Annotated in this window: 11 protein-coding genes; 6 read left to right on the top strand and 5 right to left on the bottom strand. The window is 64.6% G+C overall.

From position 1 onward, the window contains the following. Positions 1-11: 11 nt before the first annotated feature. Together NKH33_RS11435 and NKH33_RS11440 are read right to left on the bottom strand one after the other, a co-directional pair. Positions 12-4,133: an AsmA family protein gene (locus NKH33_RS11435; RefSeq protein WP_352919503.1), complete on the bottom strand. Its 4,122-nt coding sequence runs from the start codon at positions 4,131-4,133 to the stop codon at positions 12-14. A gap of 93 nt (positions 4,134-4,226) precedes the next feature. After that, the gene (locus NKH33_RS11440; RefSeq protein ID WP_352919506.1) at positions 4,227-5,642 is read right to left on the bottom strand and encodes an FAD-binding oxidoreductase; all 1,416 of its coding nucleotides are present in this window, start codon (positions 5,640-5,642) and stop codon (positions 4,227-4,229) included. Between the two features lie 119 nt (positions 5,643-5,761). On the opposite strand from NKH33_RS11440, the gene NKH33_RS11445 reads away from it, so the two are divergent. Together NKH33_RS11445 and NKH33_RS11450 are read left to right on the top strand one after the other, a co-directional pair. Beyond that, a complete protein-coding gene (locus NKH33_RS11445; protein ID WP_352820427.1) occupies positions 5,762-6,247 on the top strand; it encodes a thioesterase family protein in 486 nt (161 codons plus the stop codon). Between the two features lie 147 nt (positions 6,248-6,394). After that, entirely contained in the window at positions 6,395-6,592 is a 198-nt protein-coding gene (locus NKH33_RS11450; protein WP_023676715.1) for a hypothetical protein, read from the top strand. 72 nt (positions 6,593-6,664) lie between these two features. Here the strand turns inward: NKH33_RS11450 and NKH33_RS11455 are convergent, their stop codons facing one another. Further along, entirely contained in the window at positions 6,665-7,144 is a 480-nt protein-coding gene (locus NKH33_RS11455; protein ID WP_352919608.1) for an Lrp/AsnC family transcriptional regulator, read from the bottom strand. Between the two features lie 90 nt (positions 7,145-7,234). Between NKH33_RS11455 and NKH33_RS11460 the strand changes: the two genes are divergently transcribed. Beyond that, the gene (locus NKH33_RS11460) at positions 7,235-8,137 is read left to right on the top strand and encodes an EamA family transporter (RefSeq protein ID WP_352820425.1); all 903 of its coding nucleotides are present in this window, start codon (positions 7,235-7,237) and stop codon (positions 8,135-8,137) included. On the opposite strand, the gene NKH33_RS11465 is transcribed toward NKH33_RS11460, so the two are convergent. Then, entirely contained in the window at positions 8,138-9,037 is a 900-nt protein-coding gene (locus NKH33_RS11465; RefSeq protein ID WP_352820423.1) for a dienelactone hydrolase family protein, read from the bottom strand. 246 nt (positions 9,038-9,283) lie between these two features. Here NKH33_RS11465 and NKH33_RS11470 point away from each other — a divergent pair, with 246 nt between their 5' ends. Together NKH33_RS11470 and NKH33_RS11475 are read left to right on the top strand one after the other, a co-directional pair. Beyond that, entirely contained in the window at positions 9,284-9,454 is a 171-nt protein-coding gene (locus NKH33_RS11470; protein WP_352471599.1) for a hypothetical protein, read from the top strand. A gap of 9 nt (positions 9,455-9,463) precedes the next feature. Beyond that, the gene (locus tag NKH33_RS11475) at positions 9,464-9,895 is read left to right on the top strand and encodes a hypothetical protein (protein ID WP_352471597.1); all 432 of its coding nucleotides are present in this window, start codon (positions 9,464-9,466) and stop codon (positions 9,893-9,895) included. A 10-nt stretch (positions 9,896-9,905) separates the two neighbouring features. Here the strand turns inward: NKH33_RS11475 and NKH33_RS11480 are convergent, their stop codons facing one another. Continuing rightward, entirely contained in the window at positions 9,906-12,218 is a 2,313-nt protein-coding gene (locus tag NKH33_RS11480; protein ID WP_352767781.1) for a glucose/quinate/shikimate family membrane-bound PQQ-dependent dehydrogenase, read from the bottom strand. A gap of 252 nt (positions 12,219-12,470) precedes the next feature. On the opposite strand from NKH33_RS11480, the gene NKH33_RS11485 reads away from it, so the two are divergent. Continuing rightward, positions 12,471-15,194, top strand: a complete 2,724-nt coding sequence (locus tag NKH33_RS11485) for an ATP-dependent helicase (protein WP_352919512.1) — start codon at positions 12,471-12,473, stop codon at positions 15,192-15,194. The last annotated feature ends 12 nt before the right edge of the window (positions 15,195-15,206 follow it).

Raw genomic sequence — 15,206 nt, forward strand, 5'->3', positions numbered from 1 at the left:
GGGATGCGCCGTCACCCGCCATTCAGCGATTTCAGCAGATCGTCGATCGACGAGGGATCGAGCTTGAGCTTTGGCGGAGGCTGCACTGGCGGTGGCACGTTGTTTGCGGCCGGTGGCTCCCGTTCCGCGCGCTCCGCCGCGGCCTTGCGTTCGGCGTCGAGCCTTGCCTTCTCTTCCGAGGCGATCCGCAACGCCTCTTCCGCCCTCTGGCGTTGCTGTTCTTCGGCCTGCGCTGCTTCCTCGGCAGCCTGTTGCGCCGCCTTGGCTTTGGCTTCGGCATCCGCTGCGGCCTTTGCAGCCGCCTCGGCTTTCGCCCTGGCCTCGGCTTCGGCTTTCGCCGCTGCATCCGCCTTTGCCTTGGCTTCAGCCTGCGCCCTGGCCTCCGCTTCGGCTTGGGCCTGCGCCTCAGCTTCGGCCTTTGCCTTGGCGTCCGCTTCAGCTTTCGCTTTGGCCTCAGCCTGCGCCCTCGCCTCCGCATCCGCCTGTGCCTTGGCGTCCGCTTCAGCCTTCGCCTTGGCTTCAGCCTGCGCCCTCGCCTCGGCTTCGGCCTGGGCCTGAGCCTCGGCTTCGGCCTTTGCCTTGGCGTCGGCCTCGGCCTTCAGCCGCGCTGCTTCCTGTTGCCTGCGCAGTTCCTCCGCCGCTCTTTCACGCTCGGTTTGCAGCGCAGCGTAGTAGCGCACCTCACGCCGCAGCCTTTGTTTCTCGAGCAGTGCGGCTTGCATGGCTTCGACCCGCTGCTGCTCCTTTTCCAGCGCACGCTGGGTCAGGAACTGTGCCAGCGGCTCGCTGTCGAACTGCCGTTTGGTGGCGCCAAACGGCCCGTCGACGCTGAAATTCAAAATCGGTTCGGAGCCGACCAGCGCCTCATCGCCGGGCCGGTAGGCGATCTCGCCCTTGGCATCGACGGTGCTGGTGTTCAGATCGGCGGTGATGTCGGCGGACAGCGTCGCGCCCGGGCTTTCGAATTTGACCGGCGGCGCCCTCAGCGTGCCGCCGGCGATGGTGAAGGCAATATCGGTGTCCTGCGCCGGAAAACTGCCCGCCGCGGCGATCTGCGGCACAAAGCCGGCGGTCTTCGACGCGTCGATATCGCGCCCTATCGCGTCGGCCTTGGCAATGAATGCGCCAAAGGCATCGGGATTGAAGCCGGCAATAGTCATGCCCTTCAGCGTCGCCGTGCCGGAACCGGACAGCGCCGCAACCATCGCGTCGACCGATTTGCCGCTGGTCGAAAGCGCCGTCGAGAACTCGCCGCTTCCGCTGATGCCGGCCTCCGGCAGCACGGCTACCAGATCGGCGCCGGCGAGTTTCATCTGACTGGAGAAAAGCCCGGTGCCGTCATTGTTCTTGAGCTCGAACAGGCCAGTCAACGCGCCGCCGAGGAACTTTGCCTTGAGGTCGGAAACGCGGATGCCCTCCTGGTCGAGCTGCAGCGACAGCGCAGCGTCATAGGCGGTGGCAAGCGGGCCGGCGGCAAGCGACGCCGCCGTCAGATCGAGATCGGCGGTAAATGGCAGACTGGATTTCTGGCTGAACGGTGCTGTCGGCCAGGTCCTGTCATTGACAAGGAAGGCCTGGTCGCCGAACAGCATCACCGCCATCGGATCGAGGTCCAGCTCGTCCAGCGACAGCGCGCCGGCAAGATGCGGCAGCCCCTCTTTGATGTCGATATTTACGTCACCGGAGACCGCCGCTTCGTTGACGGCGCCGCTGAGGCCGCTCAGCACCAGGAGACCATTGCCGTAATCGGCATCGGCTGCAAGCGACGTCGACATGCCGGTGCCCATGCCGGGCAGGCCAACGCCGGTCGTCATCAGCCATGGCTCGATGTCGGCCGTTTCAAGGCTGACCTTGCCCTTGGCGGCCGCGCCTTGAGCCGTGTCGGCAATTGTCCCGTCGAAACCAGCTTTGAAGTCGTTGCCGGCCAGGCTGAATCGTGTCGCCAGGCCACCGCCAAGCGTGCCTTTGGCCGAGACCTCGGTGGTCGCCTCGCCGAGCATGCCGAGTGGCAGCGCCGGCAAACCGTAAAGCGCCAGCAGCGCCGTGGCGTCGGCATTCCTTGCGTTGAAGGTCAGCGTCACCGGCGCTTCGAGAGGCCGGTCGAGCGCCCCTTTGCCGGATAACGACGCCGAAAAGGCCGAGCCACCGGCCTTGCCCTGTGCGCTCATTGCCAGTCCGGTCGTACCATCGCCATTGTCTGCGGCACTCGTGACCGCATCGATACGCGCATCCTGGAACAGCTCGGGATAGGCAGCAGCACGCTCCGCCAGGCCCTTCAGCACTGCATTGCCGGGATAATGCTGGACGGCGACGTCGATCAGCGGCTTGAGGTCGACGGCGACCACCGAGGCGTCGAGCTTGCCGGTCGGGCTCGCCGGGAAATCCTTGATCCGGCCGGTGGCGCTGATCGAGGCGCCGGCAAGTCCGCCGACCGACAGTCGGTCGATCTCAAGCAGCCCCTCGCGCAATCTAAGCGCGGTGTCGACGCTATCGGCGGTCAACCCGCCGGCGCTGACCGGCCCGGCCTTGATCTGGAAATCGAGGTCGCGGTCGGAAAAGCGGTTGGCGCCCTTGTCGCTGACGAAGATCGAGGCGAAGGCGGCGAGCCCGTCGACATCGAGTTCGCCACCTTCCAGTTGCATCAGCACCGATGGCCTTGTGTCGTCGGGCTGGCTGGAATCGATGCGGCCGGAGAACTTCGCCTTGCCGAGGATGAGTTCGAGATCGCTGAAGGCCTGGTGCTTCTCGCTCAAATCCACCTTGGCCTTGAAGCCGGCGGCCGGCAAGCGGCGGATCGCCTCGTCGACGTCCTTCGACAGCCATGCGGCGAAGCCGGAGGGCTGCGCCACCGCCAGAAGCAGCGATCCGGTGAAACCGAAATGGTCCTCGACGCTGACCATGCCGTTGGCTTCCAGCTTGGCGCGGCCGGGCAGCGTGGCGGCCAGCGATTTTACCGCCCAGCCGCCCTCGGCTGGCTCGGCGGACAGGTGCACGTCGCGAACGGTGGTATCGCCTGCCACCACCGCCGGCAGTTTAACCTCGACCGTGCCCGGTATGGTCGGCTTCGGCAGGTCGAGCAGCGCCTGCTCCAGCGCCGCCACCCGCTCGGACAGCGTCAATCCGGCACCGGCCGCCGCCCCCACGGCCTCGTCGAACTGCACCTGCGCGCCATTGGCCTCGATCGAGAAATGCGGCTTCAGCCCAAGGTCGACCGCAGCCTTGCCGTCGGCAGTGTAGGGATTGTCGCGCGGCCCGGTCTCGAAGCGGAATTCGTCGACGCCGAGCTTCTGGTGGTCGAGCGAAAACTTGCCGTTCAGCCTGAAGCCCGGGTCCGGTTTGCCGGCGCTGACTTTCAGCGCCTCGCCGCCGGTGCCCAGCTGCCGCGCCGCAGTCTGGTCTGCGCCCGATATCTTGAACTGGCCCGAATAGACGGCGGCGCCCTCGACGAGGCCCACATTGCCGTCGGTCTCGATGACCAGCGGATAGGCGTCCGGATCGGCCTTGAGCCTGAGCCGCATTTGCCCGTCCGGTTCGGCCTTGCCGGTGGAAGCGGCGATCGTGGTCCGCAACCCGTCCAGCAACAGCGAGCCGTCCAGCCGCCAGGGGCCGGCCAGCGACTTGGCCGAGATCGTCGAGTTGATCTCGGAAATAAGATGGCTGCGCCCGCCGGCGGCGTGGCTGAGCGCGATCTGTCCTTCCGTCACCGTCAGCTTCTCGATGGAGATCTGGCCGGGATCGAAGGGCGAGGACGGCCGTATCGTCCAGTCGACCGTGCCGTCGGCGGCGATGTCAATCGTCGCCTTCGGCCGCACTAGGCGCATGTCGAAGATCAGCACCTCGCCGCGCAGGAATGGCGCGAGTTCTGCATCCATCGAAAAAGTTTCGACGGTCATCGCCGGCTGGCCGTTAGGGCCACCGGCAACGGCGACGTTGGAAAAGGTCACCGAGGGGAACGGCAACAGCCTTGCCGTCGCATCGCCTCGCACGGTCACCTTGCGGCCCAGGACGGCACTGGCCTCGCGCTCGAAATCGGCACGGTAACCTGTCCAGTCGACAAAGTACGGCACCACCAGCGCCGCACACAGCACCAGCACGAGAAGCCCACCGAAGATCACGAACAGGCGTGCGAGCATAAACTCCTGGATAGTTGATTGAAAGTCAGTGGCACTCTACCCGCATCAGCGTGTCGATAAAGAGGCAAATAGGGGCACGGCGGCGACCTGACGTCAGTCCTTTCCCGGCAGTATCTTCCCCGGGTTCATGATATTCAGCGGATCGAGCGCCTGCTTGATCGTGCGCATGATGTCGACGCCATGGCCGAGCTCATGCCGCAGGAAGCCGATCTTGCCTTGCCCTATGCCGTGCTCGCCAGTGCAGGTGCCGTCCATGGCGATGGCGCGCATATTGAGCCGCGCCACGAATTTTTCGGCCAGTGCGATCTCTTTCGGGTCATCCACGTCCATCAGCACCAGCACATGGAAATTGCCGTCGCCGGCATGGCCGACGATCGGGGCGATCAGGCCCATCTCGGCGATATCCGCCTCGGTCTCCGTGACGCATTCGGCAAAGCGCGAGATCGGCACGCAGACATCGGTCGACAGGCCCTTGGCGCCCGGCCGCAGCGTCAGCGACGACCAGTAGGCATCGTGCCGGGCTTTCCACAATTTTGTCCGCTCTTCGGCGACGCTGGTCCACAGGAACGGACCGCCGCCATTTTCCTCGGCGATCATGCCGAAGGTCTCGGCCTGTTCGGCGACGCCGGCATCGCTGCCGTGGAACTCGACGAACAGGCAGGGGCTCTCCGGATAGTCGACCTTCGAATAGGTCTTCATCGCCCGCATCTGCAGCGCGTTGACCAATTCTATGCGCGCCACCGGAATGCCCATCTGGATGGTCGCGATCACCGCGTTGCACGCCGCCTCGAGGCTGGGAAACGGGCAGACGCCGCCTGAAATCGCCTGTGGAATGCCCTGCAGCTTCAAGGTCAGCTGGGTGATGATGCCAAGCGTGCCTTCCGAACCGATCAGCAGCCGCGTCAGATCATAGCCGGCCGAGCTCTTCTTGGCGCGCTTGCCGGTCGTCACTGCTTCCCCGTCGGCCATCACCGCCGTCAACGACAGGATGTTTTCGCGCATCGTGCCGTAGCGCACCGCGTTGGTGCCCGACGCTCGTGTCGCCGCCATGCCGCCGAGCGAGGCGTTGGCGCCCGGGTCGATCGGAAAGAACAGGCCGGTGTCGCGCAGATGCCGGTTGAGGTCCTCGCGCGTCACGCCGGGCTCGACCGTGCAGTCGAGGTCCTGCGGATTGACCGCAATGATGCGGTTCATGCGTGACGTATCGAGCGAGATGCCGCCGCCCGGCGCATTGGTGTGGCCTTCCAGCGAGGAACCGACGCCAAAGGCGATCACCGGCACGCGATGCGCCGCGCATGCGCGCACGATCTCCTGCACCTCCTCCGTCGTCTCGGCAAAGGCGACGCCGTCCGGCGCCTGCGTCGGAATATAGGTCGTGGTGTGCGCGTGCTGGGCCCGGATCGCCTGGCCGGTCTGGAATCGCTCGCCGAGCCGCTGCTTGAGGATGCCGAGTACGGCGGCAATGCCTTCTTCGTTGCGCTCGACCGGATTGAGGTCGCTTAGAGCCATCGATTCCTCCGCGAATGGACCAGCGTCCACCCTTGTTCTGCATCTACGGATGCGTAGTCTCACGAACCACGCTCTGTCCAGTCCACGCTCATCCCGGCATGACGAGAAGGAAGTTTCCGATGCCCATCCCCGCCCCTTTCGTCTCCCGCGCCATGGACATCGAGGAGGCCTGGATCGACTACAACGGCCATCTCAACATGGCCTACTACAACGTGCTTTTCGATCGTTGCTCCGACGAAGCCTTCGAGATGATGGGGATGGGGCCGGATTACGTGAAAGAACGACGGCTGACCATCTACACGGCGGAAGTCCATGTCTGCTACGTCCAGGAGTTGCATCTCGACCACAAGGTCACCGTTTCGTTCCAGCTGCTGGACCATGACGAGAAGCGGCTGAGGGCCTATCAGGAAATCCGTCATGTCGACGGTTGGCTCGCCGCCACTTCAGAAACATTGTCGCTGCACGTCGACATGGCTGGCCCGAAGGTAGCGCCCTTCCCCGCCGACGTCCTGGCCAGGGTGGAAGCGATGCGCGCCGCCCATGCCGCCCTGCCGATGCCGGAGCGCGCCGGCCGCTCGATCGGGATTCGTCGTAAGCAGGCTTGAACCACGGTCCAACCGCCGTTAACCTTACCGAGGTTTTAACGTGAACAAGCCGAATTGAGACGTTGAACGACTCAGCGCGGCGTTGGAAAACCGTCCGCATCGAATTGCGATACGGGCGGCGGAGCAGCAGCGGTTCGGGGAACGTGCATGAAAACCGATATCAAGGTCGAGGCGGACAGGCTGGCGGCTGATCCACGCATCACCGACTATGATTTCTGGCGCTCGCTGAAGAACCTCAATAACGAGATCTTCCACATCGCCAACAACAACGAGCCGATCCCCTTCGCCATGATCCGCTGGCGCGCCATCCTGAAGCAGGCGCGGATGAAACGCGGCCACGCCTGAACGGTGGGGGAAAAAACAGACCGGCCGTCCGGTTTGCATTTCTGATGATGTGCTGACGAACGATCCCAAGTGTCAAGGCTGGCGCTTCACCGCACCCAGCGGCGATCGCGGCACCACCGGCGACGACTGGATGATCGCCGTATTGGTCATCGCGAACGGAATGATCCGGTCGATCACCCGCTCGAGCTCGGCCACCGAGGCGACATGCGCCAGCGCGATGAAACAGTCTTCACCGGTGACCCGGTCGCATTGGGCGATCTCCGGTAGGTCGCGGATGATTTCGGCCACGACAGCGAGCTGGCCCGGCACCGGCCTGATGCGCAGCCACGCCGACAATTTCATGCCGAGCGCGGCCGGATTGATGCGCACCGTATAGGCCTCGATCACGCCGCTCTCCTGCAGCCGCTTGATGCGCTCGGCCACGCTCGGCGCCGACAGGCCGACCGACCGCGCCAGTTCGGCGGTGCTGGTGCGCGCGTCCTTTTCCAGCAGGCGCAGGATTTTCAGATCCGCCGGATCCAGATCGATATTTTCATTTCGAAGGCGTTTCAGCGGAATACTCCTTGCTTTCGGAAAGGAAATGGCCGCAATGCCCGGCCATCATCCATATCAATGGCAAAAATCGCCTGCGATACTGATCCCATGCAAGATCGGACGCAAGCCCCAGCGGCAAGTCCGGCACTCGCCGGCCCCGCCTTTACCTTGGCAAACGCGGTCCCGCCGCATCTCTGGTTCGGCGTCAGCGCCGTGTTCCACTATCTCGGACCGGCCTTCGCGGTGCTGCTGTTCCCGCATGTCGGCGTGCTCGGCATGGCTTGGCTGCGCATCGCCACCGCGGCACTCGTCTTTGCCCCATTGACCCGGCCATGGGCGGTCTTCGCCCGCGCCGATCGCTCGACGCGGTTGTTGCTTGTGGCTTTCGGCGTCTGCCTTGGGGTGATGAATTGCTCGTTTTACCTGGCGCTCGACCGGCTGCCGATCTCGCTGGTGGCGGCGATCGAATTCGTCGGCACCATCGGCGTTGCGCTTGTTGGCCTCAAAAGCCCGCGCAATCTCGCCGCCCTCGCAATCGCTGTCGCCGGCACCCTGTTGCTGATCGACGTCAAATGGTCGAGCGATCCCGTCGGCCTGTTCTGGGCCTTCCTCAACGGCACGCTGTTCGTTGGCTACATCGTGCTCGGCCACCGCGTCGCGCGCGGCGGCGCCGGCGACGGCATCGCCGGGCTGGGTGCCGCCATGGCGGTCGCCCTTCTCGTCGTTCTGCCGATCGGTTTCGCCGATGCTCTGCCGGCTTTCTCGGCGCCGCCGCTGCTGCTTGCGGCGGTCGGCGTCGGCATCTGCTCGTCGGTCATTCCCTATATTTGCGACCAGCTTGCCATGTCGCGGCTGCCGCGCTCCAGCTTCGCGCTGATGCTGTCATTGCTGCCGGTCACCGCAACGTTGATCGGCGTCATCGTGCTGCGGCAGGTGCCGAGCCTCACCGACTGCCTTGGCATCGCCCTGGTGGTGGCCGGCGTGGCGTTCCATAAGCCGGCGCCGGACTGATCAGGCCAGTTTCTCCTTGAGGAAGGCGATCGTCCTGCCCCAGGCGAGGTCAGCCGCCTTCTTGTCATAGCGGGCCGCCGACGTGTCGTTGTTGAAGGCATGGTTGGCGCCTTCATAGACATAGACCGAGTATTCGACATGGGCCGCGTCGAGTGCCTTCTTGAAGGCATCGATGCCGGCATTGGTGCGGGTGTCGAGCCCGGCATAATGCAGCATGAGCGCGGCCTTGATCTTCGGCACGTCCTCGGCCTGTGGCTGCATGCCGTAATAGGCGACGGCGGCGGCGAGGTCCGGCGCGTTGACGGCCAGCATGTTCACCGTGCCGCCGCCCCAGCAGAAGCCGACGGCGCCGACCTTGCCGTTGCCGTCCTTGTAGCCTTTGAGGTAGGCGACGGTTGCCACGGCATTGGCGGCGACCTGTGCTGGATCGAGCTGGGAAAACAGGTCACGTGCCCTGTTTTCATCGTCCGGTGTGCCGCCGAGCGGTGTCATGAAGTCCGGCGCAAGCGCCACGAACCCTTCCAGCGCAACGCGCCGCGCCACATCGCGAATATGCGGGTTGAGACCCCTGTTCTCGTGCACCACGATGACGGTGCCAAGCTTGCCGGTCTGGTCCGCCGGCCTGACCAGATAGCCCTTCATCTCGCCGGCGCTGCCGGGATAGCTGATGTCCTCGCCTTTCACACGCGGATCGTCTTCCGCCACGATTGCCGCCTGGGCCGAGTTCGCCGCCAGCAGCGGCGCGATCGCGGCAGCTGCCGCACCCGATCCGGCAAGCCTGGTCAACTGCTCCATGAAGCGCCGCCGGTCGAGCGTCAGATGGGTGTATTCGTCATAGGCATCGATCATCGCCTGGGTAATGACAGGCTCGGCGGCAGTGGGTCCGGCAGGTGTTGTCATGGCTTGCTCCTCGCCCCCCGCGGCAACATAGAGCCGAAGCTTGCCTGGTCCAGTCACGGCTGAGTGAGGCTGCCGTAAGTCCCTGCACGACGCCGTGATGCCGCGCGCCGCACTGTCGTTAAATTTTGGTCCTTTGTGGCAATGCTAAATGCACGCACCACGATGTAAAAAGAAGTTACCGGGCTATGCCTCACTCGGGCCATTTGGCGAACGAGAATGGCCATTCGGCGGGAAAAGAATGCCTGATTGACGACGAAGGAATATGCCATGACCTTTCCCTCCCCGCTTCTGGCAAGTGGGTTCGCCCTCGCCGCTATGGCTTTGCTGGCGCTGCGGTTCACTGCCTTCACCGCATTCAAACGATCGTTGATCAAGATCCGCGCCAACCGGCACCCGCCCGCAAACACCAAAGCCTGAGGAAAGGTCATGGACGTTCAGGACATCATCAACACCGTCTCCCAGAAATCCGGTCTCAACCAGGCTTTGACGGAAAAGATCGCCGGCACGATTTTCTCGGTGCTCGAACACGAGGCGGAAGGCAGGACCCTGTCCAGCTTCTTCGCCAAAATCCCGGGAGCCGACGCCCTGGCCAAGCAATATGATGTCATGGCTCCCGGCGCAGCTTCCGGTGGTGGCCTCCTGTCCTCGCTGGAGGGCGCGCTCGGTGGCGCTCTCGGCGAAAAGACCGGCGCGCTGATCAACGGCGTCGCCATACTCAAGGCATCAGGCCTCACGCTCGCTCAGATCAGCCAGGCCGGCACGATGCTGGTCCAGCAGGCCGAGACAGCCGCCGGCCCGCAGCTGACCAGTGAGGTACTTGCATCGGTACCCGACCTGAAAGGGCATCTCGGGCTCTGAAGGAACTTCTCTATTTCGGCAGCGTATAGGCCATCACATAGTCGCCCGGCTTGGTACCGACCGAGCCGTGGCCGCCGGCAACGATGACGACCAACTGGCGTCCGTCGGCTACCGTGTAGGTCATCGGTGTCGACTGCCCGCCGGCCGGCAGCCGCGCCTGCCAGAGCTGTTTGCCGGTCGTCAGGTCATAGGCGCGCACATAGTCGTCGACCGCCGCACCGAGGAAGGCGACGCCGCCGGCAGTGATCATCGGCCCGCCAATGCCGGGCACGCCGACCTTGAACGGCAGCGGCAGCGGCGTCATGTCGTAGACGGTGCCGTTGCGATGCTTGTAGACGATCTTGCCGGTCCGAAGGTCGGCACCCGCCACATAGCCCCAGGGCGGCGCCTGGCAGGGAATGCCGAGCGGCGACAGGAACGGCTTCAATATCACTGCGTAAGGCGCACCGTCATTGCGGTTCAGGCCTTGTTCGCTGCCCTTGGTGTCACCGGGCGGCGGCACGTCGGCGCGCGGCACCAGCTTGGAGATGAACGCCAGGTATGTCGGCATGCCGAACATCACCTGCCGGACCGGATCGACTGCCACGCCGCCCCAGTTGAAGGTGCCGAAATTGCCGGGATAGATCAGTGAGCCTTGCAGCGACGGCGGCGTGTAGCGGCCCTCATAGCGCAACTTCCGGAGCTCGATCCGGCAGGCCAGCTGGTCGAACATGGTAATGCCCCACATGTCGGCACCGGTCAGCGGTTTCGGACTGAAGCTGAGATCCGAGACCGGCTGCGTCGGCGAGGTATGGTCGCCCTCGATCGCGCCGCCCGGTGCCGGCACTTCCTTGACCGGAACGATCGGCTCGCCGCTGCGCCGGTCGAGCACATAGAGGTCGCCCTGCTTGGTCGGCCCGACCAGCGCCGGCACCACGCCACTTTCCGTGGTGATGTCGACCAGCGTCGGCTGCGCCGGCACGTCCATGTCCCAGAGATCGTGGTGCACGGTCTGCCGCACCCAGCGCAATTGTCCGCTGTTGAGATCGAGCGCGGTGATCGACGAGGAGAATTTCTCGTCATTGGCGCTGCGCCCGGCGCCGAGCTGGTCCGGCGTCTTGTTGCCGAGCGGCACATAAAGCAGGCCGAGCTTCTCGTCGGCGCTTGCCGTCGACCACATGTTGGGCGAGTTGTTGGTGTAGGTCTGGTCCGGCGGCAGCGGCGTCGTCTGGTCCGGATTGCCGGAATCCCAATTCCACAACAGCGCGCCGGTGTCGGCATCGTAGGCACGGATGACCCCGGACGGCTCCTGCGTCGAATAATTGTCGTTGACCGCGCCGCCGACGATGATCTTGTTGGCGACGATCAGCGGCGCCGAGGTCGAATAATAATAGCCCGGCTTCGGATATGGCATGTTGGCGAGCAGGTTCAGCGTGCCGCCTTCGGCGAAAGTCGGGCAGACCTGGCCATTCGCCGCATCGAGCGCGATCAGCCGGGCGTCGGATGTCGGCAGGTAGATGCGTGTGGCACAGGGCTGGCCGGCGGCGACCTTGGCATCGGCATAATAGGACACGCCGCGGCAGGTCTGGTGCTGGCGGTCCTTGTTGAGCTTGACCTGCGGATCGAACCGCCATTTCTCCTTGCCGCTCGCGGCATCGATGGCGATGGCGAAATTATGCGGCGTGCAGATGTAGAGCGTGTCGGCGATTTTTAGCGGCGTCACCTGATAGGTCGTCTCGCCGATGTCGTCGGGCCCTTTCACGTCGCCGGTGCGGTAGGTCCAGGCCGGCTGCAGATTGGCAACGTTTTCAGCGGTGATCTGGTCGAGCGGCGAATAGCGCTGGCCATATTGCGTGCGACCGTAATAGTGCCATTCGCCAGCCGGCACGTTGCCGCCAAGATCGGCCGTCGGCGTCACCTTGTCGGTGTTGAGTTCACCCGCAATATCCTTTGGATCGGTCGTCATCGAATAGCCGGCGACGGCAAGCGATGCCAGCACGGCGAGGATAAGCGGCGCGCGTCCGTCGGGACCGGTAAGCCCGCGCCGCGCCCATGGCGTCAACAGCCATAGCGCGACAAGCACGATGATGCCGCCGCGCGGGCCGAGCTCCCACCAGTCGAAGCCAATCTCCCAGACCGCCCAGGCGAGCGTGCCGAGCACGATCGCCGCGTAGAGCCACAGCGCCGTGGATCTGCGCCTGTAGAGCAGCCAGGCCGCGACAAGGAAAGCTAGACCGACGATGACGTAGTACCAGCTGCCGCCCAGCGTCACGAGCCAGATGCCGCCGCCGCCAACCGCCAAGCCGATGAGGAAAAGGATCAGGGAGGTAATGACCACAGCCAAGACGGTGCTCCTTCGACTGGTGCGCTCCGCGACGCGTCCATGGGCAACCCGGCATTGCGCTCCTGCCCCCACGCAACTTTCTCCGGCCCGCTTCCCCTGTCAAGCAAGCTCGGCGTTTTACGGTGCCGACCCTCAGCAAGCCCGGCGTTTTGGTTAGCGGACCCATTCAGATTGTGAGTCTACCGACTGGACAGAGAACAAAACGGAGACACTTCTGGCCTTTCGCTGCCGAATCACTACATTCGGGGGGAGATGTCCGGCTTTTCGGAAGACATGCCTTTTTTTGACGAACCGAACGCGCGGCCCGCGGCCCCGTCGGGCATTGCCGCGCGCGCCATGGCTGCCCGCAGCAACCAGAACAACGCGCCCGATTATCTCAACGGCCTCAACCCCGAGCAGCGGCTGGCGGTGGAAACCACCGAAGGCCCGGTGCTGGTGCTGGCCGGCGCCGGCACCGGCAAAACGCGCGTCCTGACCACCCGCATCGCCCACATCCTTGCCACCGGCAAGGCTTTCCCCTCGCAGATCCTCGCCGTCACCTTCACCAACAAGGCGGCGCGCGAGATGAAGCAGCGCATCGGCCTGTTGATCGGTGAAGGCAATGTCGAGGGCATGCCGTGGCTCGGCACCTTCCACTCGATTGGAGTGAAGCTGCTGCGCAGACATGCCGAGCTGGCCGGGCTCAAATCCGACTTCACCATTCTCGACACGGATGATGTCGTGCGCCTGATCAAGCAGCTTATCCAGGCCGAAGGGCTGGACGACAAGCGCTGGCCGGCCAAGCAGTTCGCCCAGATGATCGACGGCTGGAAGAACAAGGGCCTTGGCCCCGCCGACATCCCCGAGGGCGATGCCCGTGCCTTCGCCAACGGCAAGGGCCGCGAGCTCTACAAGGCCTATCAGGAGCGGCTGAAAACGCTGAACGCTTGCGACTTCGGCGATCTCCTGTGCCATCCGATCCGCATCTTCCGCGCCAATCCGGACGTGCTGAAGGAATACCACAAGCGCTTCCGCTACATCCTCGTCGACGAATATCAGGACACCAACACCGCCCAGTACATGTGGCTGCGGCTGCTGGCACAGCGGCCGCAATCCTCCCCCCTTGAGGGGGAGGTGCCCGCGAAGCGGGCGGAGGGGGTTGCCGCAGAAGGCACCGCTAGAGCGTCGAGCACTGCCGCCGGTAGGTCAAGCACTGCCGCACGGACCCCACCCGACCGGGCTTCGCCCGGCCACCCTCCCCTCAAGGGGGAGGGAAGCCCGCGCCTGTCCACCGTAAATATCTGCTGCGTCGGCGACGACGACCAGTCGATCTATGGCTGGCGCGGCGCCGAGGTCGACAACATCCTGCGCTTCGACAAGGATTTTCCCGGCGCCACCATCATCCGGCTGGAGCGCAACTATCGCTCGACCGCGCACATCCTCGGCACCGCCTCCCACCTCATCGCCCACAATGAGGGCCGCTTCGGCAAGACGCTGTTCACCGAAAAGATCGCCGAGGACGACGAGAAGGTGCATGTCCACGCCGCCTGGGATTCCGAAGAGGAGGCCCGCGCCGTCGGCGAGACCATCGAGGCTTATCAGCGCCAGAAGCACAATCTCAACGACATGGCGATCCTCGTCCGCGCGTCCTTCCAGATGCGCGAATTCGAGGACCGCTTCGTCACGCTCGGCCTCAACTACCGCGTCATCGGCGGCCCGCGCTTCTACGAGCGCCTCGAAATCCGCGATGCGTTGGCCTTCTTCCGCGTCGTTGCGCAAGGCGCCGACGACCTCGCCTTCGAGCGCATCGTCAACGTGCCGAAGCGCGGCTTGGGCGAGGCCACCATCCGCCAGATCCACGACACCGCACGCTCGCTGCGCATCCCGATGCTGGAGGCGGCGGCAAAACTCGCCGAGAGCGACGAGCTGAAGCCGAAGCCACGCGCCGCACTTCGTGAGGTCGCGGCCAATTTCGAGCGCTGGCAGAAGGCGCTGGAAACCACCCCGCACACCGAGCTCGCCGAGACCATTCTGGAGGAGAGCGGCTACACCGACATGTGGAAGAACGACCGCTCGGTCGAAGCGCCCGGTCGGCTCGAGAACTTAAAAGAACTGATCCGCTCCATGGAGGAGTATGAATCGCTGCGCTCCTTCCTTGAACATGTCGCCTTGGTGATGGACGCCGAGCAGAACGCCGAACTCGATGCCGTCAACATCATGACGCTGCATTCGGCCAAGGGCCTCGAATTCGAAACCGTGTTCCTGCCCGGCTGGGAGGAAGGCCTGTTCCCGCACCAGCGTTCCCTCGACGAGGGCGGCCGCTCAGGGCTGGAGGAGGAACGCCGCCTCGCCTATGTCGGGCTGACCCGCGCCAAGAAGAACCTGCACATCTGGTTCGTCTCCAACCGCCGCATCCACGGCCTCTGGCAATCGACCATCTCGTCACGCTTCATCGACGAGCTGCCGGAAGCCCATGTCGAAGTTTCCGAGAGCGGCAACTCCTACGGCGGCTACGGCAATGCCTATGGCGGCGGCTCGTTCGCCTCCGGTCGTGGCGGCCAAGGTGCAGGCAGGCAGAACCCTTATGGGGCATCGCGCTTCGACAACATTGGCGGCAATAACGGTGCTGAAAAATCCGGCGCTTTCTCCAGCACCTATGCGACACCGGGCTGGCAGCGCGCTCAGGCCAACCGCACCGAGGCGACCGACCGCAATTGGGGCACCCGCTCCGGCCACCAGGTCGAGCGCATCGGCTATGGCGAAACCGACTCCGGCTACGGCGCCGGCCGCACCTCGGTCAAGGGCCGCACCATCGACGGCGAGCTGGTCGCCAAATCCGTCGCCGACACGCCGTCCCCCTTCAGCGTCGGCGACCGCGTCTTCCACCAGAAATTCGGCAACGGCAACATCTCCGCCATCGAAGGCAACAAGCTGACCATCGACTTCGACAAGGCGGGCCAGAAACGCGTGCTGGATGGATTTGTCACCGGGGTGTGAGGCCGCCGGGCG

This window comes from Mesorhizobium sp. M1182, assembly GCF_040318335.1.
Classification (GTDB): domain Bacteria; phylum Pseudomonadota; class Alphaproteobacteria; order Rhizobiales; family Rhizobiaceae; genus Mesorhizobium.

Excerpts from the sequence above, each read along its gene's own strand:
- NKH33_RS11435 (WP_352919503.1), bottom strand. The coding sequence starts at position 4,133 with ATGCTCGCACGCCTGTTCGTGATCTTCGGTGGGCTTCTCGTGCTGGTG.
- NKH33_RS11440 (WP_352919506.1), bottom strand. The coding sequence starts at position 5,642 with ATGGCTCTAAGCGACCTCAATCCGGTCGAGCGCAACGAAGAAGGCATT.
- NKH33_RS11445 (WP_352820427.1), top strand. The coding sequence starts at position 5,762 with ATGCCCATCCCCGCCCCTTTCGTCTCCCGCGCCATGGACATCGAGGAG.
- NKH33_RS11450 (WP_023676715.1), top strand. The coding sequence starts at position 6,395 with ATGAAAACCGATATCAAGGTCGAGGCGGACAGGCTGGCGGCTGATCCA.
- NKH33_RS11460 (WP_352820425.1), top strand. The coding sequence starts at position 7,235 with ATGCAAGATCGGACGCAAGCCCCAGCGGCAAGTCCGGCACTCGCCGGC.
- NKH33_RS11465 (WP_352820423.1), bottom strand. The coding sequence starts at position 9,037 with ATGACAACACCTGCCGGACCCACTGCCGCCGAGCCTGTCATTACCCAG.
- NKH33_RS11475 (WP_352471597.1), top strand. The coding sequence starts at position 9,464 with ATGGACGTTCAGGACATCATCAACACCGTCTCCCAGAAATCCGGTCTC.
- NKH33_RS11485 (WP_352919512.1), top strand. The coding sequence starts at position 12,471 with ATGTCCGGCTTTTCGGAAGACATGCCTTTTTTTGACGAACCGAACGCG.